Origin of the sequence: Vibrio sp. 14G-20 (assembly GCF_026241515.1) — a bacterium.
Taxonomy (GTDB): Bacteria; Pseudomonadota; Gammaproteobacteria; order Enterobacterales; family Vibrionaceae; genus Vibrio.
In genome coordinates, this window is record NZ_JAPHPW010000002.1 from 134864 (window position 1) to 157626 (window position 22763).

Genomic DNA, 22763 nt, shown 5'->3' on the forward strand with positions numbered 1-22763 from the left:
TCCTAGTAAAACAGTCGCTAGCTACACGTTTCCTAGTTAAACCGTTGCAAGTTAATCCACTGTAGATTGAGCCACAGTAAGATAAACCCTTAGCCAGTTAAGCCGTTTCTAGTTCCGCTTTTGGTACTACGTTTAGACGGTCACCGTAGATTGGGCGAAGAGCTTGCATCACTTCAGTGCGAGTAAGAACACCTACCATCGCACCGTTTTCCAATACTGGAAGCATATGTGGTTGGCTTACTTTCATCGCTTTTGCACGCTCTTCTAGAGAAAGAGAAGTCAGGCGAGTTGCGAAGCCCATACTTGTAGTTGGGTACAGTTGCTCTTTGTCGATGCATAGGAACTCAGCAACATCTACTAGCTTGTCGTTTGCATCGATTGCCACAACGTCGCGGCTCATTAGGTCTACGACTTTCTGGCCTTTAGTTGGAATGTAATCTTGACACCAAAGGTCAACCATTACGTCATGAACAGAGAAGATACCAACTAGACGGCCTTCAACATCGCAAACAGGTGCGCTAACAAGTTGCGCGTCTAAAAGTGAATCAATTGCCACTGATGTTGGCATTTCTACGCTCAGTGTAATTGGTTGAGTGTTCATGATTTGCTTGATAGTAGTTGCTGTGTTCATAGTAATTTCCTTAACTGACGTAATTTCTGTTGTTTGTGTAATAGCGGTAATTTTTGCTGCTTTAAGTTGTGGGCGACGGTAGATACTCCAATTAGCTAAGCCGACCAATACTGAACCACCTACGATGTTGCCGATTGTCACTGGTATTAAGTTTGCGGTAACAAATTGCACAACGTTTAAGTCTGCGTACTGCGCCGGTGTCGCGCCGATTTGCATCCAGAAGCTTTCTGGTGCGAATGCTTGAATCGTGATGCCTAGTGGCACCATGAACATATTCGCCACACAGTGTTCAAAGCCTGAGCTTACGAACATTGCAACGGGTAACACGGTCATCATTGCTTTAGTCATTGCGTTAGCAGAACTGAACGTTAACCAAATAGCTAAACACACCAATAAGTTACAAAGCACACCCAAAGCAAACGCTTGAACAGGGCTGTGGTGTAGCTTGTGTTGAGCAATGTTTAGAGCGTTTAAGCCCCATTGCCCGCTATCCAGTTGATATAAGCCTGCGGCGCTTACTAAAGCCAATAGGAACATGGCACCGATAAAGTTACCGACATACACCTTGCCCCAGATAGACAGCATCTTAGTGAAGGTTATTTGCTTATTAGCCCATGAGATGCTCGATAACACTGAGCTGGTAAACAGCTCACCGCCGCAAATCACAATCAAGATCAAACCCATACTGAATGCAAGACCGCCGGCTAAGCGACTTAATCCCCATCCAGCATCAGCGCTGCCCGTGGTTACCGTGATGTAGAATAGAAAAGCAAGCCCGATGAATGCGCCAGCCATGATTGCCAAACTCAATGTCATGCTGCTGGTTTTATTTGCTTTGCTTAATGCAAACTTTTCTGCTTCCGCCATCATTTCTGTTGGTGAGAACAGTTGATGATTTTCAGAAGTGCTGGTTGCCATATCCCCCCCTTGAACAATCCGTCATGTGTAATTCCTAGTGTTAATGACTTGGTTAATCAGTAATGTTTTGCAGGGCTCGTTGTGTCCTGCCATTTCAGATTAGGGCGTTGAGGGGTAGAGGTAAAATTGATAATTTTTAGAAACCACATCAAATTTATTGATATAGATTTGGTTACGCGTAGAATGAAATTGATTGCTCATCGGCTTTATAAAAAACGAGCATCAGGACACAAATAATTAAAAGCATTAAGGATGAATTTTGCGTTATTCATTAAAGCAACTCGCGGTATTTGATGCAGTAGCAGACTCCGGGAGCGTTAGTCAGGCAGCAGACAAATTGGCGTTGACTCAGTCGGCGACAAGTATGTCTCTTGCACAGTTGGAAAAAATGCTCGGCAGGCCTTTGTTTGAAAGGCAGGGCAAGCAAATGGCTTTGACTCATTGGGGCATGTGGTTAAGACCAAAAGCGAAGCGTTTACTGCAAGATGCGCAGCAAATTGAGATGGGTTTTTACGAGCAGCATTTGTTGAGTGGCGAACTCAAATTAGGTGCTAGCCAAACCCCAGCGGAACACCTCGTTCCGGATCTCATCAGTATTATTGATAACGACTTTCCTGAGATGCGAATCTCGCTCGGCGTACAAAGTACCGATGCTGTCATTGATGGTGTATTAGATTATCAATATGACTTAGGCGTTATCGAAGGTCGTTGTGATGACAACAGGGTTCACCAAGAAGTGTGGTGTACAGACCATTTAACGGTGGTTGCATCGGCTCATCACCCGTTTGCGAAGCGTGAACGAGTAAGCTTGGCACAATTAGAACAAGCAAAGTGGGTATTACGTGAACATGGTTCAGGTACTCGCAAAGTTTTTGATAGCTCTATTCACCATTTAATTGGCGATCTCGATGTTTGGCGAGAGTATGAACACGTTCCTGTTTTAAGAAGTTTGGTTGCAAACGGCCCATATTTAACGTGTTTACCTTATCTAGATGTCGAACAGTTTGTTGAGTCAGGCCAACTGGTGACGTTGAATGTTCCTGAGCTGGAAATGGAAAGAACCTTGTCCTTTATTTGGCGCGCTGACATGGCAGAGAACCCACTTGCTGAATGTATCAAGCGTGAAGGTAAGCGCATGATGAAAGGCAAACGGTCGGTTCTTTAACCTAGATTTGATAAAATACTAATAACTAAATATGTTGAATAAGCGATTCCGGTCTCTATCTAGTGATAAATGCACAATTGCATACATTATTAATGTGATCGTGATCGGCTAAACAAGGGCTATCTTCCCATAGTATGCTTACTTGATTTTAAGTGAGGCTAAATCCGGTTGCGATAAATTGCGTAATTAGGCTTTAGAAATAGTATGAGTACATTAGTCGCGATTTCATTAACAACAGGTATTTTGTCAGGTCTATGGGGATGGATAGCTATCTCTTTCGGCTTATTGTCATGGGCAGGTTTTTTAGGTTGCACCAGTTATTTTGCTTCGCCAACCGGCGGTGTAAAAGGATTGGCAGGTAGCTTACTAACTAACATGACCGGCGTATTCTGGGCAATGGTGATTATAGAAAGCTCTACCTTCGCAGGGTTAGAGATTTTAGGCTATGTGATTACTGCTATTGTGGCTTTCTTCATGTGCATTCAAGCGAAACAAGCGTGGCTAGGTTATATCCCAGGAACCTTTATTGGTTGTTGTGCGACGTTTGCGGCAGGTGGCGATTGGCAACTTGTCGTGCCATCTTTACTGCTTGGTGGTGTATTCGGATACTTGATGAAAGCAACGGGACTATGGCTTCACGAGAAATCGACTCAATCTTCGGAAGTTGTTGAACAACACGCTAAACAGGCAAAGGCTTAATTCGTTAACCTGACTCTAGTTTAGCCACTGTGAACTCTTGCAAGATAACCCCCAATTAATTTGTATATCGATTTATACAGGCACACCGTTTGGTGTGCCTTTTTTGTTTTGGTTTAGGCAATAAACTAAAGATTTCATCAGCAGAGCAACTGATAGCATCTATAAAACAAATATTGCTTAGGTATTTCCGTTTGCCATAGTGATTACGCGTTTTAACGTCCACCTTAGCAATAATGGAATACATTCTTGTCCTTGATTTTCGCAATGAGAAACTATCGCCAATGCGAGGTCAGGTTTTGCGTGCTTCTTCAATACCTTGGCGACCACTTTCTTAGGAGGGATAGGGTGATCGTATGGAATCTTCACCATGTCACGGAAAAAATTCTCGAAGCCGTTCATATACAAGTAATGTTCTATGTCTTTATCAGGCAATTCAGTTAAGCGGTGTCGTTCTTGGTCATTACCAAGCTTTGATAAAACGGTCGCTGCGTATTTTTTACCTGCTGCATCGCCGTCAGTCACCACATGCCAATCGATACCAAACTCTTGAGCGACTTTAATCAGCGCTTTTAGCCCCGATTGAGCAAACTCAATAATTTGCACACCTTCCGCTGCAAGGTTATATCCGCACTGGTTGGCTAACTCATTAAACAGCCAAACTTCGGTTTCCCCCTCTACTAATAGCCAGCAACGCGCAAACAGTGCTCCTGAACGGTGAAAGCGAATATGGAAACCAATTCGACGAAGTTCATCTTTACTGAAGTGATTCATGTTGAGTTGATTCGCGATGGTTTTGTCGGACTGACGAACCAATCGACGAATCGATTGTAAAGGCACAGCTGCGAGTAGATCGCCACTGTTAGTGGTTAGGATTTTCTGCATAGGCAATTTCTGCATCAAACTCCAAGCCCTTGCCAAGTGGGTTGGGTGTAATCGACCTTCGGGATCTTCTAGGATCAAAAGAGGGCGCGCACATCGTCTTAAGTCATTTGGCCCTTTAGCCTGTAGGTAAGCGTTCAGTAACCCCATGAATAATAAGCGAGTTTGTTTATTTTTCGTTTCTTCGACGAGCTGATGAATACTCTGATCATTAGCACCAGCAGAATACAATAAGCCATCCCTCTGTTTTCTTGGGTTACGACGAGAATTACTCTTAAAAGAGAAGTAGTGCTCTATCAAACTCTGCATCGAATCAAGGCTACTGCGCATTTCGCCTTTATTAACATGACCAGGGATTGCCATTAAGCGACGACAGGTATTATCAATGCGTTTTTCTATTCTAGCCTGACGTCCATTTCCGTTGCCGTTTCCATTTCCGCTAGAGTTAACAGCACTGCCATTGTTGGCGTGATTACCGTTCCCAATTCCATTAGAGCTGACGTTGGAGTCTCCATTAGAACCAACATTAACAACGGCATTCTGATTGATTGTTTTACTGTTGAAAGGACGATCAAAGTGCCTTGCATCACGCAAACGGATGACGGGATGTAAGGTCATTAATTCTTGAGCGAGTTTTTCAGAATGATGAAGCTTGAGCGGATTACCGTCCAAACCAAGAAACGCGTAATGTGTGGTGGTCTCATATTGTTCCAACGTCGCGCTAATTCGATAATAGATGCGAAATACGCCAAACTCATCTTGAACCCAAATAGGTTTGAGTTTGCGATAACGGCCTGCGTTAAGTTCGCTCTTGTCGTTAGCTTTTAATGCGAGAACAATTTGAAGATGTTGAGACTGTGGGTGTGAGACGGAGTAATCGACATGAAAATCGGTCATTTCAAAGTGATATGGCACACCGTCTGAGGGAAGAACGACGGATAGGGCATCCAATAATGAAGACTTACCCCAAGTATTTTCACCAATAAGCGTGGTTAGCTCGTCAAACGCGAGTGACATGCGCTTGATACCTCGAAAGCCAGAAATCTCGATTCTTTCTAGTTGCATAGGCTTACTCCTAACGGAAGGCTCTGCTAATTGTTTGAAAGCTAACAGATATCTTTAATCATAATCGAAAATCACCAATTCGGTATGCTCATCGGTCACAAAACCCATTGATTATTTATACGGTGCAAAATGAGATTTTTGATCTATCTCGAGTATTTTTTTGCAGTGCAGTTTCATAAAATTCACGATTCTGTCATGATTCTCGACCTAGTATGAAGGGACAAAGAGAGAAGAAAATATGACTAAAAAGAATAAGCCGACCAAAATAGTGTTGGCACACATCAACGACACCCACTCATACTTCGAACCAACCTCATTACAGCTATCACTTAAAATGAATAACCACATCATTGAACCTTATGTCAGTGCTGGTGGCTTTGCTCGAATTTCAACGCGCTTTAAACAAATAGAACAAGATGCCCAGCGACAAAAGGTTGGAACCCTGTTCTTGCATGCTGGGGACTGCTTTCAAGGCACTTTGTACTTTTCTCTGTTCAAGGGGAAAGCCAACGCCGATCTGTTGAATGCACTTAATATTGATGCCATGACACTTGGTAATCATGAGCTAGACATGGGTAATGAACCCGTGGCGATTTTCGCGAAAAGAATCAAATTCCCGCTGTTGGCCGGTAACTGGAATCTATCGAATGAGGATATCAATAAAACTCATACCTTAGCAGACAACGACATTGTTAAGCCTTACCTGACGAAAACACGCAGTGCTTGTTTTATAACGAAAGAGTTTGATGGCGAGAAAGTTGCCATTTTCGGCTTAAGCATCGACAAGATGTCAGGTATCGCTAACCCAGATATTGATACACCGTTTGAAAACGCATTAGAAACGGCAAAAGCAACGATAGAACAAATTCACCAAACTGGTATTAACAAGATAGTGCTGCTTAGTCACCTGGGTTATGAAGCTGATTTAGAGCTAGCTGCGAATGTGAAAGGCATCGGCGTGATTGTTGGTGGTCATAGTCACCGCTTGCAAGGTGATTTCTCGGATATCGGCTTAGTGAAAGATGATGACTACGGCGTAAAAATTGGCGATACCTATGTTGTACAAGCCGGTTTCCACGCAATGAGCTTAGGCCACTGTGAAATTGAGTTCGATGCAAAAGGCAAAGTGACGCACTTTAACGGTAAGAACGAACTTTTATTAGGTCGTCGACTCTTTATAGACGCGAAACTCAGTGAAGTCGGGCAAGACGATGCCCACGATATGGCGTGTGTGTTTTTGAACAATCACCCTAATATTGCAGTGTGTAAGAAAGATCCTGAATTACAAAGCATTCTGACGGACAAGTATCAACCTAGAGTTCGTAAACTTCAGCAGCAAGTCATTGCTCATGCAGATACTAAACTACGCCATGTGCGTATCCCTGATGAGAAAGGACCAAGCCAACTCGCGCCTTTGGTTGCTCAGTCATTCCATTACTTGATGAACAAGAAAGGCCACCAGGTAGACTTTGCGATCCATAATTCTGGAGGGGTGAGAAACTCACTTAATAGCGGCGATGTTTCGGTTGCTGATATTGCCGGAAAACTACTACCGTTTGCCGTACCCATTGGTGTGTATGAAGTTAAAGGTGAAACGATCGCTGGCATGCTTGAAGGCGCAATCAATAACGCGCTGGATAATGGCGTTGTAGGCACAGGTTCAGGTAGCTTTCCTTATACGCATAACCTGAGGTTTTGTTACCACAAAGAAGCGCCTATAGGACATAGGATTCACCATCTAGAAATCCACTCTGAAGAATCGGGGTGGCAAGCTGTTTCTCGCAGCCATATTTACCGTGGCGCGTCTTCAGCCTACACAATGAAAGGGAAAGAGGGCTATAACGCCGTGTTGGACATGATAGGTGATGGCACGGTCACCACTGACTCTATGGCAGACTGCTTCATCGAGTTTCTACAAGACCACCCAGAGTCGCTTCAACACAATGAACCGTTAAATTGCATGGAATGTTTTAGATAACCACAACTGATGCTGATGCTTAATGTTATGACGTTGGGTTATTTATAAAATTGGCATTGTTTATGCTTCATCTCTGCAGGTCGCCTTCTTGTGGAGATATGCATGGATAAGAAAAATTGGTTAGATGCGGTAGCGGTTGTCGGTTGGGTATCAGTTTGGTCAGCGTTAGTGTATTTGGTGCCTACTACAGGTTTGTAATGGTTCTGCTTGCTGGATAAGACTAGCTTTTGAACAGTCGCAGTATTCTTATTATCAATACACGCATACTAAGCGTAAGTGAAAGAAATAAAAAAGGAGCAGATTGCTCCTTTTTTGCTTTTTCCGTGCAAATTTATATAGACGAAACACAATCAGAGGATTATTATCCACGCGTTTGGGGAGTAGTTAGCGCAAGTTTACATATCGTCATCTCGTTAGGCCAAGTGTCTATCCGGTATGTAAAGGTGAAATCCCATATTTCACTTCAACGAGACCAACGCAATCACAGTCAAGATCCGTAATGGAGCTTGATATGCTTTGTTTGCGGAAGGTCTTTGTACAGTTCTTCCGCCCGGAGGAATAATGAACTCAACTCAATCTCTATTAGCTACAAATAGTGAATCCTTTTTTTCATCGCCGATCATGACGACTTATGCGGGCTTTTTCCTGCTGACGGTGATTCTTGTCTCTATTGATATCTATCAGACTCGTGGTGGCAACGTCACTATCAAGAAAGCGGCAATCTGGAGCGTTTTCTGGTTTGTACTTGCGTTTTTGTTTGCAGGTTCTATCTACCTATTTTGGGACATTTACGCGCCTAATAGCGACTACACAGCGCAAAAAGCAACAGTGTCATTCATTACCGGTTACTTGCTAGAGAAGTCACTGAGCGTAGACAACCTGTTTGTATTCGCGATGATCTTCGCTCAATACCAAGTTCCTGAGCATCTACGACCTCGTGCGCTTCTTTGGGGCGTAATTGGCGCATTGGTGCTTCGTGCAATTATGATCGCACTAGGCGCGCAACTATTGGCGGAATACCACTGGGTGCTTTACGTGTTTGCAGCGTTCTTGATTGGTACTGGTATTAAACTGGCGTTAGACAAAGGCGAAGAAGAGAGTGTGAATACACTGCCTGAAAAGCTACTTCGCAAAATCATGCCAGTAACAGAAGACTTTCATGGCCCAGCACTAATGATTAAGCAGGGTACCAAATGGGTACTGACACCAATGATGTTGGTGATTGGTGCTATCGCAGTCATGGACGTCATGTTTGCACTGGACTCTATCCCTGCAATTTTCGCCGTTACGCGAGAGCCATTCTTAGTATTGGCTGCAAACGTGTTTGCGTTACTTGGTCTTCGCTCGTTGTACTTTGTACTTCAAGGCATGATGGATAAGTTCATCTACTTGAAGCCAGCACTGGCATTCATCATGGTCTTCATTGGTGTGAAAATGCTACTGGTCGACAGCGAATGGGCTATCCCAACCTACTGGTCTTTAGCGGTGCTGATTTCAACGATGACGATTGCGGTTATAGCGTCGATTTATGCAAAGAAGCCAGACATTGAACAAGTAAATTAAAACAAATATAACTTATCGAAAACTCGATAAGAGATAGGTGGTCGATGAAGCGGGAAATTTATTTATGTAAAATTTCTGTGACATTGGCCACTGTTGTTTGCGGGGTATTTGTACTAAATGCATGATTTAAACACTATGTTGAATTTATACTCACGTATCGTGCATATGTATTTCGTGGTGTTGTTAATGGTTTGTTTTATTAGAAAAACTAATCTGAACAACCAGTTTTAGTCATTTTTTAACCTGCAAAAGATCACCTATTATTCTTGTCATCAGAACGAAACACACAAACAAATTTATAGAGAGGCAATCATGGCTCAAGCAGTACAAATGAATACTATCGCTGTTCCTAACTCTATGGATAAGAAGACCTACTCGGTTAACTTCAAAGGATTGATTGCACACATTTTCGATATTCTTTTCGTAGATAACTCTCCACGTAGTTACTACGCGAGCGATCTATCTGGTCACATGCAACGCGATATCGGTATCAACCGTTAATCTCAGCGTAAACGCATAGAATAAAAGAAAGACAGAATTAAAAAAACGCCAGCTACTCCAGCTGGCGTTTTTGTATCTGAAACAATTTGTATTTGAAAGAAAACGTTAAGTATCGCGGTCTTTAGATAAGTAGCTTCTATGAGGATCACGGTATGTCACACGCCAAACACAACACATCATTGATCAAACTCTGCTTATTTGCCTTACCGATCGGCTTCTATTCTTCAGTGTCGAATGCACAAACCTGGAGTAACGAAGGGCAACCTGCGCAGGTTATCGAACTGTTCACCTCTGAAGGTTGTTCGAGTTGTCCACCTGCTGATGCCTACCTCAGTACTTTTGAAGATGATCCAGCACTCTGGACACAAGTCATCCCGCTTGCGTATCACGTCGATTACTGGGATTACCTCGGTTGGGGAGATAAGTTTGCGAGCAAAGCGTTCAGTCAGAAGCAACGTTTGTATAAAGCTTATGGTGTAACCAGTGGGGTTTATACGCCTGGGTTTGTGGTCGATGGAAAAGAGTGGCGCGGTTACTTTAATTGGCTCGATAGAAATCTCCCTTCGCTCCAACAACAAAGTAACCCTAAGTTAACCGTCAATCATAAAGGCGATACGTTCAGTGTAAGTTACGAAGACAAAGGGGATTATGTGGCTCATATTGCCTTATTGGCGATGAACGAAGTCACTAGCGTTAAAGCAGGTGAGAACAAAGGTAAGAAACTCGAGCATGATTTTGTGGTGGTTTACGATGGTTACCAACGCGGCGAATCCAAATGGCAATTCAATGTCGACTTTGATCCATTAGTCGCCACGCCAGATGCCGTGGCCGTGTGGTTAACCGAGCCTAACTCGTATGTGCCGGAACAAACGGTAGCAGGGTGGCTGAACTAAGTGCCAACCACGACAATTGCTTAGTTGGAATACACTTAGGCGAAGTAGGTAGGGCTAGTATCGAGGTTCTCACATCGATAGCTTGCTTTCTGACTAGTATTAATCGGTGAAATAGAAGCGAAAGGGCGATTTAGTTACGTAATACTGCTGAAATACGTTAATATAGCGCGCTATTATTTTAGCTTTGAGTTTCTGCAATTAATGACTAACACCACAGCACCAACCAACTTCTCTGATCTTGGCTTAATTTCTCCTTTGATGGCTCGTCTAACTGAGCTTGAATACCAACAGCCAACGCCTATCCAAGCGCAAGTTATTCCAAGTGTGTTAGCAGGACGCGATTTAATTGCAGGCGCAAATACAGGTTCAGGTAAAACCGCAGCATTTGCACTTCCACTTTTACAACAGATCCATGAAGATGCCCCTCTGGACCGTCGTTCAGGCAAAGGTAACTTTGTTTCTGGCCTTATCTTGGTTCCTACTCGTGAACTTGCTAAGCAAGTGGCTGACAGCGTTAAATCTTACGCTGTACATTTCAATGGCGCGATTAAAACGGTTTGTGTGTTTGGTGGTGTATCGGTAAATACTCAGATGCAGGCATTACGTGGCGGCACTGATATCTTAGTGGCAACGCCAGGTCGTCTACTCGACCTAATTTCGAGCAACGCAATCAAGCTAGACAAAGTAAAAACGTTAGTGCTTGATGAAGCTGACCGAATGCTGAGCCTAGGCTTTACCGAAGAACTTGATGCAATCTTGAAGCTATTGCCGAGCACGAAACAAACATTATTGTTCTCTGCGACCTTCCCAGAGCAAGTTCAAACGCTGACTCACGAACTACTAAGCGATCCAATTGAAGTTCAACTTCAAAGTGCCAATGCGAGCACACTGGTTCAACGTGTATTCGAAGTAGAAAAAGGTCGCAAGACAGCGTTACTCGCACACCTAATCCAACAACACGAATGGCGCCAAGCTCTGATCTTCGTTAATGCGAAGAACAGCTGTGAGCACCTAGCAGACAAGCTTTACAAGCGCGGCATCATCGCAGAAGTATTCCACGGCGATAAAGGACAAGGTTCACGTACTCGTATCCTAGAAGATTTCAAATCTGGCGAGATTGACGTTCTTATCGCGACAGACATTGCGGCACGTGGTCTGGATATTGAGAAGCTTCCAGTGGTAATCAACTTTGATTTACCGCGTAGCCCATCAGACTACATGCACCGTATTGGCCGAAGTGGTCGTGCGGGTGAGGTTGGCCTAGCGTTATCTCTGATCGATCACGAAGATTACCACCACTTCAAAATCATCGAGAAGAAGAACAAGATTCGTCTTGAGCGTGAGCAAATTGAAGGCTTTGAAGTGGATGAAGAAGCGACAGCTGAACTTATCGCTGCACTAAAACCTGTTGCGCCACCGGCTGGCACAGGTAAGAAGAAAAAGAAGAAAGCAGCACAAAACCAAGATGTGTGGCTGAAAAACAACTGATAGTGATTCAGTAAATAATCGATATTTTGAAGGCGCTTAATTGCGCCTTTTTTGTGTTTGTAATATGAGGAGTGTAAGTAGCTAGAGTAACGTTGTGCTGGTATTCAAAATGAGCCAAGTTTGTTCGTAGGGTTACGTCCTTCATATGAGATTCAGTGATTTCACGTTTTGCTCATAACCTATTCGGGTTCTAAGCAACTGGGTAACGGCGTGAAGACCTCGATTAAACAAGTAATATTGGCAGCTTCACTCTTCATGGTTAGTCACCCCGCAGCGATAGGCGCAGACTTTAAGGTTGAAGGGCTGAACAAAACTCTCACTGAAAATGTAGAGTTATACTTAGAACCTTTGGTTGATGTCCCAGCTTCCCAGTTATCCCATACTAAGTTATTGAAACGGGTTCAAGACGCGCTCAACCCTTATGGCTACTATCATCCTCAGATAGAACTCAAACTTGATGACAGTGATAACCTCACCTTGAACGTCGATTCTGGCCCTGTCATGTACATTGCAGAATCGGTTGTAAAAGTCACAGGTGAAGCGAGTAAAGACGAAGAGTTCATCAAAATACTCACGCAAAGTAAGTTAGATTCAGGCTCTCCATTATCTCACCAAGAATACGACCAAACTAAACGGGCGATTTTCTCTTTAGCAAAGCGGAAAGGTTATTTTGACGGTAGGTTTATCGAGTCAAAGATTGAGGTGATTCCTAGCGAAAACATCGCCAATATTCACCTGCATTTTTCTAGTGGCCCACGCTACAAGTTTGGCGCCATCAGCATTCCTGATGATGGTGTTGAGCCTGCGCGTATCGAGAAAATTCCCATATTCAAACAAGGGGACGACTTTGACACGATTAAGTTGGGCGAGCTGCAGTCTGACTTGTTTGAAACTCAGTGGTTTCGCAGTGTCGTGGTACACGGTGACTTTAATCATCTTGATGACAATCTAGAAGTGCCAATTGAGATTATTGCTGAACCAAGCTCTCGTGACATTGTGCAGGTGGGTGGCGGTTACTCTACCGATCTCGGTTTAAGAGCGTCTTTAAACTGGTCAAAGCCTTGGTATAACCGGAGAGGCCACAGCTTTGAAACACAGACGTATTTGTCTGAACAAGAGCAATCACTGCAGCTAGGGTACAAAATCCCCACAGAGAAAGTGACGACCGATTACTTTGGTATTCAGTTTGAATCAAAACGAATTGATCATCGAGACACCAATAGCCTTTCAAACGATCTTAAGTTCGAACGTTACTGGCAATTAGACAGCGATTGGCAAAGCACCATTTACGTCAAATACTTGCATGAACAGTACCATCAGGCCTCTGAGGAAGACCAATCACAATTGCTGTTACCTGGCATCAGCTTTTCTCAGGTTGATCGTAAAAATGATCAATTGGAGCTCAATCATCGACACATCTACTCTGTTGAGTATTCTGAGCCTAGTTTGTTCTCTGATTCAAGGTTGTTGCGGTTGGAAGGAAACAGCGTGCTTTCGTGGGATATTAGCGAAAGCCAGAAGCTTCATTTCCGTTCAAATGTCGGCATTAACATAGCTAAATCGTTGTCGGATGTACCGTCGTCACTGCGTTTTTTTGCTGGTGGCGATGGGAACTTACGAGGCTATGGTTATGAATCGATTTCTCCAAAAGATGACAACGGTGAATTAACAGGTGCACGTTATATGCTAACAGCAGGGCTTGAGTACCAACATCAGGTTTACCGCTCAATTTGGATAGGCGCATTTCTCGATGTTGGTGATGCGTATGATGATGAAGCGGATTGGAAGCGCGGTACAGGCCTTAGTCTGATTTGGAACTCACAATTGGTGCCTGTGAAACTCGATTTTGCTTACGGGTTAGATGCGCCTCAAGGCGATGAGTTTCGTATTCACTTTTCCTTGGGGACTCAATTCTAATATTCGTATGTTGTTTAAGCTTTTGCGAGGATACGGTCCATCCAATGGGATTCAAGCAAATCGACAGAGTGTAATAACCTTTGTGCTCTAGCAAACACAAAGGTAAAAACAATGAAAAAGGTACGATTTGGTGTATTTGGTAACATGGGCCCTGAAGCGGATGCTCTGTTCCAAGATATCGTCGCCAAAAAAGAGATAGAACACGGCGCACTAAAAGACCAAGACCACATGGCCATGATTGTGGTTAAAAATTCAGATATCCCAGACCGCTCTGAAGCCATTAACGAAGGCGGTATCGACCCTGTTCCTGAGCTAATTGAATCAGCGTGCATTTTAGAACACGCGAACGTTCAATTTGGCGTTATGACCTGCAACACCGCTCATTATTTCAGGCCTGAAGTTCAAAAACATACCAATGTTTATATCGTCGATATGCTTCAAACTACGGTTGATCAAATCAAAGAGCAGAATCCTGAATCTATTGTCGGTATTTTATGTACTAACGGCACATACAATTCGGGAATCTATGACCGTTACCTAACTGACGCCAACCTCGTATTCGTTAAGCCAGATGCTTTTGAGCAAGAACATAACGTTCATAGCGCTATCTATGGCGAAGTGACGGGCGAGATGAGCGCATGTGGACAAGCAATCCGAGAGACCAACGGCATTAAAGCAGGCGAGTTTGACCGTAATGCGGCACTTCTTGCTATTGCGGTTCAAAGCATCGTAGGAAAGGGGGTTGATACGGTTATTTTGGGATGCACGGAACTTCCTTTGGTTAGAAAGCAACTTGAAATGGCATTTCCAACCGTCACTTTTATAGATCCTATGGAAGCGGTAGCTGAGCGTGTCGTTGATATTTATCGACTCGCAGAGGAGTATGTTGAGCGTGGACATGTGGATTACGACATTAACGATGTTAATTCGATCTTCACAACGCTTGATATGGTGAACTACGTAGCCAAAAGAGCGATGACCTACCGTCTGTAAGCTCAGATACGTCTATTTGAAACATGAGAAAGCCGCGAATTACGCGGCTTTTTTGCATTTGGACTGGTGGAAGATTAAAAATTAAAATTCGAAGCTCGACACTTAAAGCTCGAACTCGCCATTCATTTTTCGAAATAACCAATCCGGTACCTTGTTCCATGAACTGTAGTTCGGGTTCTTAGTGTGGATTTTTTCCCCTGAAGCCCAGGTAGTCTCACCTGATTGTTCTCGCGACACAGCCCAGAACAAATCCTCTTTCTGACGCGTTAAGTAGTGTGTCACTTGCTTCGCAAACTCTTCACTGTCAATCAACACACCAAACTCCACGTTAAGAAAATCTGATCTCGGGTCGAAGTTAGAAGAACCAATATAGGTGACACGGTCGTCTAAAATTACTGTCTTGTTGTGGTAGTAAGTATCTACATGAAAGTAGTGGTCATCATTGATAGCTTGGCTTTTGTACTCGTAGATACTTATGCCCTTGTCGAGTAAAGTCTGGCGGTGCTTTTCGTAATACGCAGGCACAAAGCCCGAATCATTGGAGGCCGATGAATTCGTCAGTAAGGTGACTTCGGCTTGGTGCTCTTTGAGGGCATCGATGAATACAAACTGGTTATCGCTTGGCACCATGTAAGGCGTAGAAATAACAGCCTTAGAAGGTGTCGGTACTTTTTGCTTCATTAAGTGCTCTGTACGTTGACGAAAGTAGGGCTTGTTGTCATTGAGCTTCTCTAATGAATCAAATAAAGGCGTTACCGATGCTTCAATAAACCTTGGTTCGCTTAGGCGATCTATCTGTTGCTCAACATTGGAAGTGATCGGCTTTTTATTCTTCTCACCTTTATTTATTGCCTTGGTAAACGCTTTGTATTGGCCTTGTTCTTTGACTTTGATTCGTTCTTGAATTGGCACGGCATATTGGCTGTCCCAAAGCGCTTGGTAATTGTTGTCGAAAGACGCGATTACGTCACCTCGAAACAAAACGTCCATATCAAAGAAGTTGGCATTCTCGCTATAGCCAAAGTAATCATTACCGATGTTTCTTCCGCCTAAAATCATCGAGTGATGATCAACATTGAAGTACTTCTCGTGAAGCCGATTATCCAGTTGTTTTTGATGAGTGGAGAAGTTGAACGCACGACCAATCCAGCCCGCTTTACGTGACTCAAAAGGATTGAACAGTCGAATCTCAATATTGGGGTGTGAGTCCAATTCCGCTAGCCATTTATCATTAAAAACCATTAGGTCATCTAAGGTCAGTCGAACGTGAACCTCACGATCTGCCGCTTGCTTTAGCTCGTTTAGAAGCATCAAACCAAGCGTGTCACGTTCCCAAGAGAAGTAAGTCATATCAATCGAGTGTTGTGCTTGGCGAACAAGGTCGATACGACGAGCGAAGGCTTCTGGCGCAGTCGGGATCAGGTACACTTCTGATTGGTGTTCCGTGCTTTGCCAGTTTGCTTCGAAGTCAGGTTCAACATCGGGATAAGGTTGGGCACATCCTGTGACCAAAGCAATCAACATCATTGTGTATGCTGTTTTTAGTTTGCTAAGTGTCATAACTAACCTGCGTTTGAACGTAAAATTTGGATATAAAAACGGCCAGCGAGCTGGCCGTTACAGTAGAAGGGGGGTGAGTACGTTTAGTTTAGGTACCACTGCCAAGGCATAAGAGCTTGATCTTCTAGACCGCTTAAGCGACCTTCACGAAGCTTTGGATCAACACCTGGGTTTGTGACATAGTCCCAGTCGAAGGTAGTACTGTTTTCGCTGAATCCTGCACCATCAATTACAAGCACATTGTCGGTTGTATTGTTGTATTGGTAGTCGTTCTGGAACAATTCATCGCTAAACCAAAGACGCGACATTTCATTCATTAGTGCTTTTTCCTTGCTTGATGGATTTACTTCACCTCCATCAAAACGCACGGCTTTGTTAAACACAAACGGCAGTTCTGAACCGTTACATGTACCGCTGATACAACCAATAGTTTTAAATAAATCGATAATAGATAGCTCACCATTTAGCAAGGTATTGTAGTTCCACATGTTAAAGCTTGGTTTGTGCTCAAAGTGGTATAGCGTTGCTTCTACTCCGCTGTTTGCTGCCATGTGACGAGCTGGACCATTGAACAAGGTGTCATTTAGCAAGGTTTTAAATTGCTTCATGTTCGCTGTTGCGCCGCCCAGAGTTGCTTCTGAGTTAGGGTAGTAATCGGTTAGAGCCAGAATATCTTGGGTTTGTTGGTGGCTTGTGATATCAACAATATCAACCAAGCAACCTACGGTACCCGCAATATCATTGGAATCAATACATCCAATCATTTCAGCTACATCACCTTCTAGCTTGGCACCATAAAATAAACCCGTTACTGCGCTGTAAGCACTGCTTGGTAATGCAAGCTCTGCTGAAACTTCATCACTTGCTCGCTCAGATAGTTTTTGTTGCAGAAGAACGATGTTGTTTTCATCTTCTAACCAATTAAGCATAACTAGAGCAAGCTTTGCGGGATCTTCATTAGTAAGTAGTTCAGGTTCATCATTTGTTAGTAGTTCTATGACTGTCGGAATCAAGAACGTTGCAGTAAAGAGCATGCCAAAACTGTTCGCTTCATGTGCATTTTCACCGAGGACAGTAGGTACTGAGAAGCCTGCTTGCATTGGTGATTTTGCTGATTCGCTACAGCTACCAAGAAAACTAGTTTTTTCACACAATATGTATGGGGCAAAAGGCATCAGGTTTGACATTGGAGTCTCATCTGCTGTTGGGCTCAGAATTGGGATTTGCAAAGAACCTAACAACCAATTCTTAAGCTGTTCAATACCATTCAAAGTCGTTTCTTGTGACGCCATGATTTCGTCGATCGAAGTGTCTACGTCAAAGTCATTGTTGCGGTCCTTAGCCACGTCATAACTAGGATACTCAAAGCCATAAGGGTTACTCTGCATGATGGCACGTTGGAAATATTGACCTGCAATATCGTCATCCTGTTGCAAGAAACCAATAGACATAGCACCGGAGCCTTGACCTATGACGGTTACGTTTTGATCATTACCACCGAAATCAGCAATATTATTGTGTACCCACTCCAAGGCACGCTTTTGGTCACCTAAGCCATAGTTGCCATCTTCGTTTGCGCCTTTAATCCATTGAGTACCTAACTGACCAAGACGGTAGTTCAAGCTTACATAGATGAAAGGCTTACCATCGTCGCTTCCTTGAGCAACCACGGTATCACCGTACACAAGTGCTTCAGAACCTGAGCCATATTCAAAGTCACCACCGTGGATGAATACATAAACCGGTAGGTCTGCATCAGCATCTACGCCTACTGGACGCCAAATGTTAAGGTTCAAACAGTCTTCAGATTGTGTCTGTGAAACGTTTTGCAATTGAGGACAAGCATCACCGAACGCAGTCGCATCAATGTCAGTCCCAAGATCGATAAGTTCACTGTGCTCAAAGCGCTCTGCCTCAGCAAATTTAATACCTTTAAAAGACTCAACAGAAGCCAGTTTGTTGTCTTCGGTATTTGAAGTAATAACCAGTTCTTCTTTGGTCGCTTTAATCGTTACGTCACCGATTTGAGCGGTAAAAGGTTCAGCAGGTGCCGGAACTAACGGTTCTGGTTTGTCTGGCAATGGAACTGTAGGGGCAGTATCAGTATCGCAACCTGCTAACGCAGCAGCAATAGTAAGGGCGATCATAGAGCGGTATGCAATAGTCATAAAAAGAGTTTCCACAATAGTATTCGGCGTAGTCTGTTTCATCGTCATCTACTTAGATAACAGAGCTACAAAATTTCTTATCAAGAACAACCTGGTTTTAAGAGCAGGGCTGGTAATCAAAGTTCGGTGACTAGAATCGGTAGCCAAGATTCAGCGTTACAGCCGAACGAGTTTCGCCTTTGTTGTACAACACAGTCATGTTGTAATGCTTGCCGATCTGTTTGTTAACCCCTGTTAGGAATGCCCACTGATCGATGTCGACACCAACGTCATAATCAAATTCGATGTCATCGGTTTTTACGGTGCCTTGCATACGTGAATTTAAACCTTGATATTCAGCGCCAACGAAAAACTGAGCTCGATAATCGACTAATTGGTAACCCAACATAGGTTGAACCGTAACAATGCCATCGCCCCAGTCGTCTAATCCTTTAAGACGGGTTTGTGAATAAGTGCCAGTAACAGAAGCAAAGAACTCTTTGTAACCAACGGACAGTGTTGTACCCATACCGCGTAAGTCATACTCGAGATGAAGTGGAACATTTAAACGACCACGGTTGCACAGAGCTGAAACTTTGTTACAAAGCAGGTCACCTGCGCCATCAAATCGATCATTGAGCTTGTCTCTTAAGTATTCACCTGCTGCGCCGGTATAAGAGGCATCCACGTTCGCATCAACGTTTACCTTTCCTACATAACCGAATACATTCCAGAATGGCAGGATATTTACGTCACCGCGTATCGAAAGGCTTTCCGCTTTTACCGTCGCAACGCTATCTTCCGGGTCAAATAAGTCATTCAAGCGCACACCACCAATCACGTAATCAGTCATTGGAATGTCCATGTCTTGGTTGCGATAAGCTACGGATACACCGAATGGAAGTGGCATATCGATACCTTTACGACGGACCATATCACCCATTAAAGGGAAGACTCGGTCTAGTTTTACGCTTGCCTCTAACATTCTTGGGTCTGATACTTCTTGAAGCCTTGCTTCGTTAAGCACCTGTATGCCGTTATCGTCTTCATAAAACGCGACTGGCTCGATTATGCTTGTCATCTTCACTGGTTTGTTCTTGGTTGTACCAACGACTTCAGTTGTTTTACTCGCGATGACTAACTTACCCGACGGTAAAGTGTGAAACTCAATCTCTTGCTTATAGCTTTCTACCTTGTATATGTGGTGTTTAAACGGCTTTTCATTGCTGATCAGCATGCGTTTTGGTTGACCGTTGACTAACTCAATGTTGACATTCAAAAAACGGAAATATGCGATGTCTTGAGGTAGTCCATACTTCGAATAATCGAAGCTGATGATTACTTTGTTATCGTCAATTTCTTTTACGCGAACCGAAGATGAATCAAAGCTTTCTGCATAGTCACGTAAACGATATTCGGTACGTGTGAAGGCTTCTATTTCATCGAGTAGGTTTTCGTTATCATCCAGCTCTTCTGGGTTATATTTGATGCGAAGATCGATGTTGCCTTTAGTGTCGGTGTTTTTAACGAGATAGACGCTTGAGTCACGAACTTCATCACCAATTTGCAGTGTACGATGTGCGTGTTCAACTAGGTGTTCGCCCTGTACGAGTGAACTGATTGCTAGCTTTGGTAAATCATGACTGATGCCATATTTGTCAAACAGTGCTCGACCTTTTTCCATGACTTCGCTGTAAGTCTTGGTTTCTGCTGCTGACGCAAAGGTGGGTGTGGTAAGTAATAGGGCGCTCGCTAACACAGAAAGAGTATGGGTCTTACAGGCGCTGGTGCGTATTTCAAAAAAACTCATGACGGATTCCACGCTGAGTAACCTCAAACCTTCGAGGCTCATACAGTCGATGTAAAACTGAACTTCGTGTTCAGTTGTTATGTATTTATCCATTAGGATTGCTAGTGTGAATGTCGCGACTAAAAATGCATTGCGTCAATCAATGAGAGGATTTTAAGAGTATGTGACAGATCGCGTTAATCGCGTTTGATGGACGCTATCCTACTTTAGTTAATTTTGATACTAAGGTTATGATTTGTATGTGTTTTAATCAGATAAAAAACGGCCTGCTTAGTAAAAAACTTTGCAGGCCGTGTTGTTGTAGTGGTAAATGTATTGAGTTTTAAGCGGTTATCTTCACTCTAAATAGATCAGTAAACAGCTTGGCTATCATCAAAATGATCATAATATTTACTAGCATCAATAGTGGCGTTTCTATTCTATATGTCGGTGTGAGGTTGAGAGCACCAGATGTAAGAACAACCAATAAGTTGATACCCAAAATTCTATGTATCATGAGCTTAGGTGTCGCGAACACTTTCCATATCACCATAATATTAAGGAAGTAGAACAGTCCCAACTCCCATAGCTCTGTCATTAATGGCATCACAAAGATGTATTGCAACAGAATCACCGATCCTGTGCCCAATACGCCATAAAAGGCATCCTTAATAACGCTTGGTGGCATGGTCGGCACCATAGAAGAGAATACACCGGCTAACATAGGAAATATAAAACCGCCCGGCACTGGAAGATAAATCCAAATCAACAGCGATGTGATAAACATCGACACGCCTTGCAGCACTTTTCGCCGATCTTCATTCAAATGTTCAACAAATGTGCGATGAGCATGATGCCAAGACACTTCTTTTTGATCGCCCATTACCTTGAGTTCACCCTCAACCAGAGATTGATCTGGTGTTAACACATCGAACGTCTTCAAGTTATGAGTAAGAACTGCCCATTGGATACCCAAGTTTGATTCGCTGTTACTTTGTTTGAGTAATGTATCTTGGATATGTGCCATTTCATCGACACGCAAACGCCATGTTTGGATGTTCTCTTTAAGGTGGTAACTTCCGGTCAGTGGCAGATCTAAAAGTTGATACAGCTTATCAATATTTGCGGTATTGCTTTCAAGTGCGGCAATGTCGATGTCGTCTGTATTTTCCATTGCATCTAGCAAGGCTTGTTTACTGGTTTCGAAACGTTGTACAAAGTTGAGTTCTGTATTCACAGGCCAAACGATGCGATACACAATCGAGAACACAACAACACCTAGTAGTGTTTCTTGAAGTCGAAGTACAGCAAAGTGAAAGGTGGTTTGGCTATCAAACCCGCCCATGCAAGCAACAATCGAACACACGGCAAATCCTATTGAAAAGATATAGCCGTACTTTTCATCGCTCGACATGAAGATACATACGCCAAGAAATAGGGTGAAAAAAGTAAGAAACAAGAAGCGATCTTGAGAAAATATGGCGATAAGGAAAAAGGCATAACTGGTTCCTAACAAGGTTCCCATTAACCGGTTATGGCCTTTGTTTATTGCATGGGCGAAACTCTCATTCAATGCCATCACTGCCACGGCTATCGCAGCCCAATACGGTTTTTCCCAACCAAACCACAACGCTAGGCAGATTGCGATAACGATAGATAGTGCGGCTTTAATCGCGTCTTTAGTCGATGCAGTGAACATAAGAATCACCTAGCTATTTTTGATTATTTTAATCGAGGCAGTCATACCAACACGTAGTTGCACGTCTTCTGGTATTTTGTCTAACTTAACTTTGATAGGGATGCGTTGAGCTAAACGTATCCATTGGAAGTTTGGATTCACGTTTGGCAATAAATCATTACCTGTGCTGCCGTCTTGCTTCGCGATACCAAAACCAATACTTTTGATATGTCCTTCTAGCTGAACATTGTTGTGCATCATTAAGGTCACATAGGCCGTGTCCTGAGCGTCGACGCCGACTAAATCTGTCTCTTTGAAATAGCCTTCAATCCAAAAGCTATCTTCATCAATTAACGCAACCACAGGTGAATTCGCGACAACTTGAGAGCCCACGCGTAGGCTCAGATTAGTGATGTAGCCGTTAGTAGGCGCGTATACCTTGGTGTACTCAAGGTTTAGATGTGCTTCTTCTACGTTAGCTTTTGCCAGTTCCACATTCGCGGTGCTAGTTTCTACTGCGTTGTTTAAGTTGTTTAGAGTAAGAACGGGCACAGCACCGGGCGTTCTTTTCTCTAAATTCAACGCGCGTTGTTCTTCATTTTTGGCTTTGGCGAGTAGGGCAAACGCTTGTTTTTGAGTCGCAAGTGCTTTTCTGTAGGTCGCTTTGTAAATACTCGGATCGATTTCAAAAAGAAGATCGCCTTTTTTTACTTTCGAGTTGTCTTCGACATGCACTTCAATCACTTGACCCGTGACTCGAGGTGTAATCGAGACAATATAAGCGCTAACTTGCCCGTCTCTGGTCCATGGGTTACTTGAGTATGATTGGTAATAGCTATAAACCACAGATCCCGCAGCAGCCAATAATAAAAGTGTGATGAGATAACGTTTGATCACAG

The 22763-nt window shown here is 43.4% G+C and carries 16 protein-coding genes; 9 read left to right on the forward strand and 7 right to left on the reverse strand.

The genetic code is table 11. The features are described 5' to 3' along the window. Positions 1-97: 97 nt before the first annotated feature. Positions 98-1549, reverse strand: a complete 1452-nt coding sequence (focA, locus tag OQJ75_RS02205; RefSeq protein WP_265970742.1) for a formate transporter FocA — start codon at positions 1547-1549, stop codon at positions 98-100. Between the two features lie 259 nt (positions 1550-1808). On the opposite strand from focA, the gene OQJ75_RS02210 reads away from it, so the two are divergent. Together OQJ75_RS02210 and OQJ75_RS02215 are read left to right on the forward strand one after the other, a co-directional pair. Next, positions 1809-2714, forward strand: a complete 906-nt coding sequence (locus OQJ75_RS02210; RefSeq protein ID WP_010429535.1) for a LysR substrate-binding domain-containing protein — start codon at positions 1809-1811, stop codon at positions 2712-2714. A 204-nt stretch (positions 2715-2918) separates the two neighbouring features. Further along, the gene (locus OQJ75_RS02215) at positions 2919-3413 is read left to right on the forward strand and encodes a DUF1097 domain-containing protein (RefSeq protein WP_017631155.1); all 495 of its coding nucleotides are present in this window, start codon (positions 2919-2921) and stop codon (positions 3411-3413) included. A 177-nt stretch (positions 3414-3590) separates the two neighbouring features. On the opposite strand, the gene OQJ75_RS02220 is transcribed toward OQJ75_RS02215, so the two are convergent. After that, positions 3591-5357: an ATP-dependent endonuclease gene (locus tag OQJ75_RS02220; RefSeq protein ID WP_265970741.1), complete on the reverse strand. Its 1767-nt coding sequence runs from the start codon at positions 5355-5357 to the stop codon at positions 3591-3593. A gap of 238 nt (positions 5358-5595) precedes the next feature. Between OQJ75_RS02220 and OQJ75_RS02225 the strand changes: the two genes are divergently transcribed. The 7 genes from OQJ75_RS02225 (at position 5596) to OQJ75_RS02255 (ending at position 14690) form a co-directional block, all read left to right on the forward strand. Next, positions 5596-7335, forward strand: a complete 1740-nt coding sequence (locus tag OQJ75_RS02225; protein WP_265970740.1) for a bifunctional metallophosphatase/5'-nucleotidase — start codon at positions 5596-5598, stop codon at positions 7333-7335. A 561-nt stretch (positions 7336-7896) separates the two neighbouring features. Further along, positions 7897-8898, forward strand: a complete 1002-nt coding sequence (locus OQJ75_RS02230; RefSeq protein WP_265970739.1) for a TerC/Alx family metal homeostasis membrane protein — start codon at positions 7897-7899, stop codon at positions 8896-8898. A gap of 312 nt (positions 8899-9210) precedes the next feature. Continuing rightward, positions 9211-9399, forward strand: a complete 189-nt coding sequence (locus OQJ75_RS02235) for a hypothetical protein (protein ID WP_017059812.1) — start codon at positions 9211-9213, stop codon at positions 9397-9399. Between the two features lie 152 nt (positions 9400-9551). Beyond that, complete coding sequence (locus tag OQJ75_RS02240) at positions 9552-10292, forward strand: DUF1223 domain-containing protein (protein ID WP_265970738.1); 741 nt, start codon at positions 9552-9554, stop codon at positions 10290-10292. 201 nt (positions 10293-10493) lie between these two features. Beyond that, on the forward strand, positions 10494-11780 hold the full coding sequence (locus OQJ75_RS02245) for a DEAD/DEAH box helicase (RefSeq protein WP_265970736.1): 1287 nt from the start codon (positions 10494-10496) through the stop codon (positions 11778-11780). A gap of 198 nt (positions 11781-11978) precedes the next feature. Continuing rightward, a complete protein-coding gene (locus OQJ75_RS02250) occupies positions 11979-13697 on the forward strand; it encodes an autotransporter assembly complex protein TamA (protein ID WP_265970814.1) in 1719 nt (572 codons plus the stop codon). Between the two features lie 111 nt (positions 13698-13808). Then, positions 13809-14690, forward strand: a complete 882-nt coding sequence (locus OQJ75_RS02255) for an aspartate/glutamate racemase family protein (RefSeq protein WP_265970735.1) — start codon at positions 13809-13811, stop codon at positions 14688-14690. Between the two features lie 102 nt (positions 14691-14792). Here OQJ75_RS02255 and OQJ75_RS02260 read toward each other — a convergent pair whose 3' ends face one another. From OQJ75_RS02260 to OQJ75_RS02280, 5 genes are all read right to left on the reverse strand, one after another. Continuing rightward, positions 14793-16250, reverse strand: a complete 1458-nt coding sequence (locus tag OQJ75_RS02260; RefSeq protein WP_265970734.1) for a phospholipase D family protein — start codon at positions 16248-16250, stop codon at positions 14793-14795. A gap of 83 nt (positions 16251-16333) precedes the next feature. Further along, on the reverse strand, positions 16334-18418 hold the full coding sequence (locus OQJ75_RS02265; protein WP_265970733.1) for a carboxylesterase family protein: 2085 nt from the start codon (positions 18416-18418) through the stop codon (positions 16334-16336). Positions 18419-18548: 130 nt separating this feature from the next. Beyond that, positions 18549-20207, reverse strand: coding sequence for a hypothetical protein (locus OQJ75_RS02270; RefSeq protein ID WP_265970732.1), 1659 nt, complete (start codon positions 20205-20207; stop codon positions 18549-18551). 322 nt (positions 20208-20529) lie between these two features. Next, positions 20530-21885: an FUSC family protein gene (locus tag OQJ75_RS02275; protein WP_265970731.1), complete on the reverse strand. Its 1356-nt coding sequence runs from the start codon at positions 21883-21885 to the stop codon at positions 20530-20532. 9 nt (positions 21886-21894) lie between these two features. Continuing rightward, entirely contained in the window at positions 21895-22761 is an 867-nt protein-coding gene (locus OQJ75_RS02280; RefSeq protein WP_265970730.1) for an HlyD family secretion protein, read from the reverse strand. Positions 22762-22763: the final 2 nt, after the last annotated feature.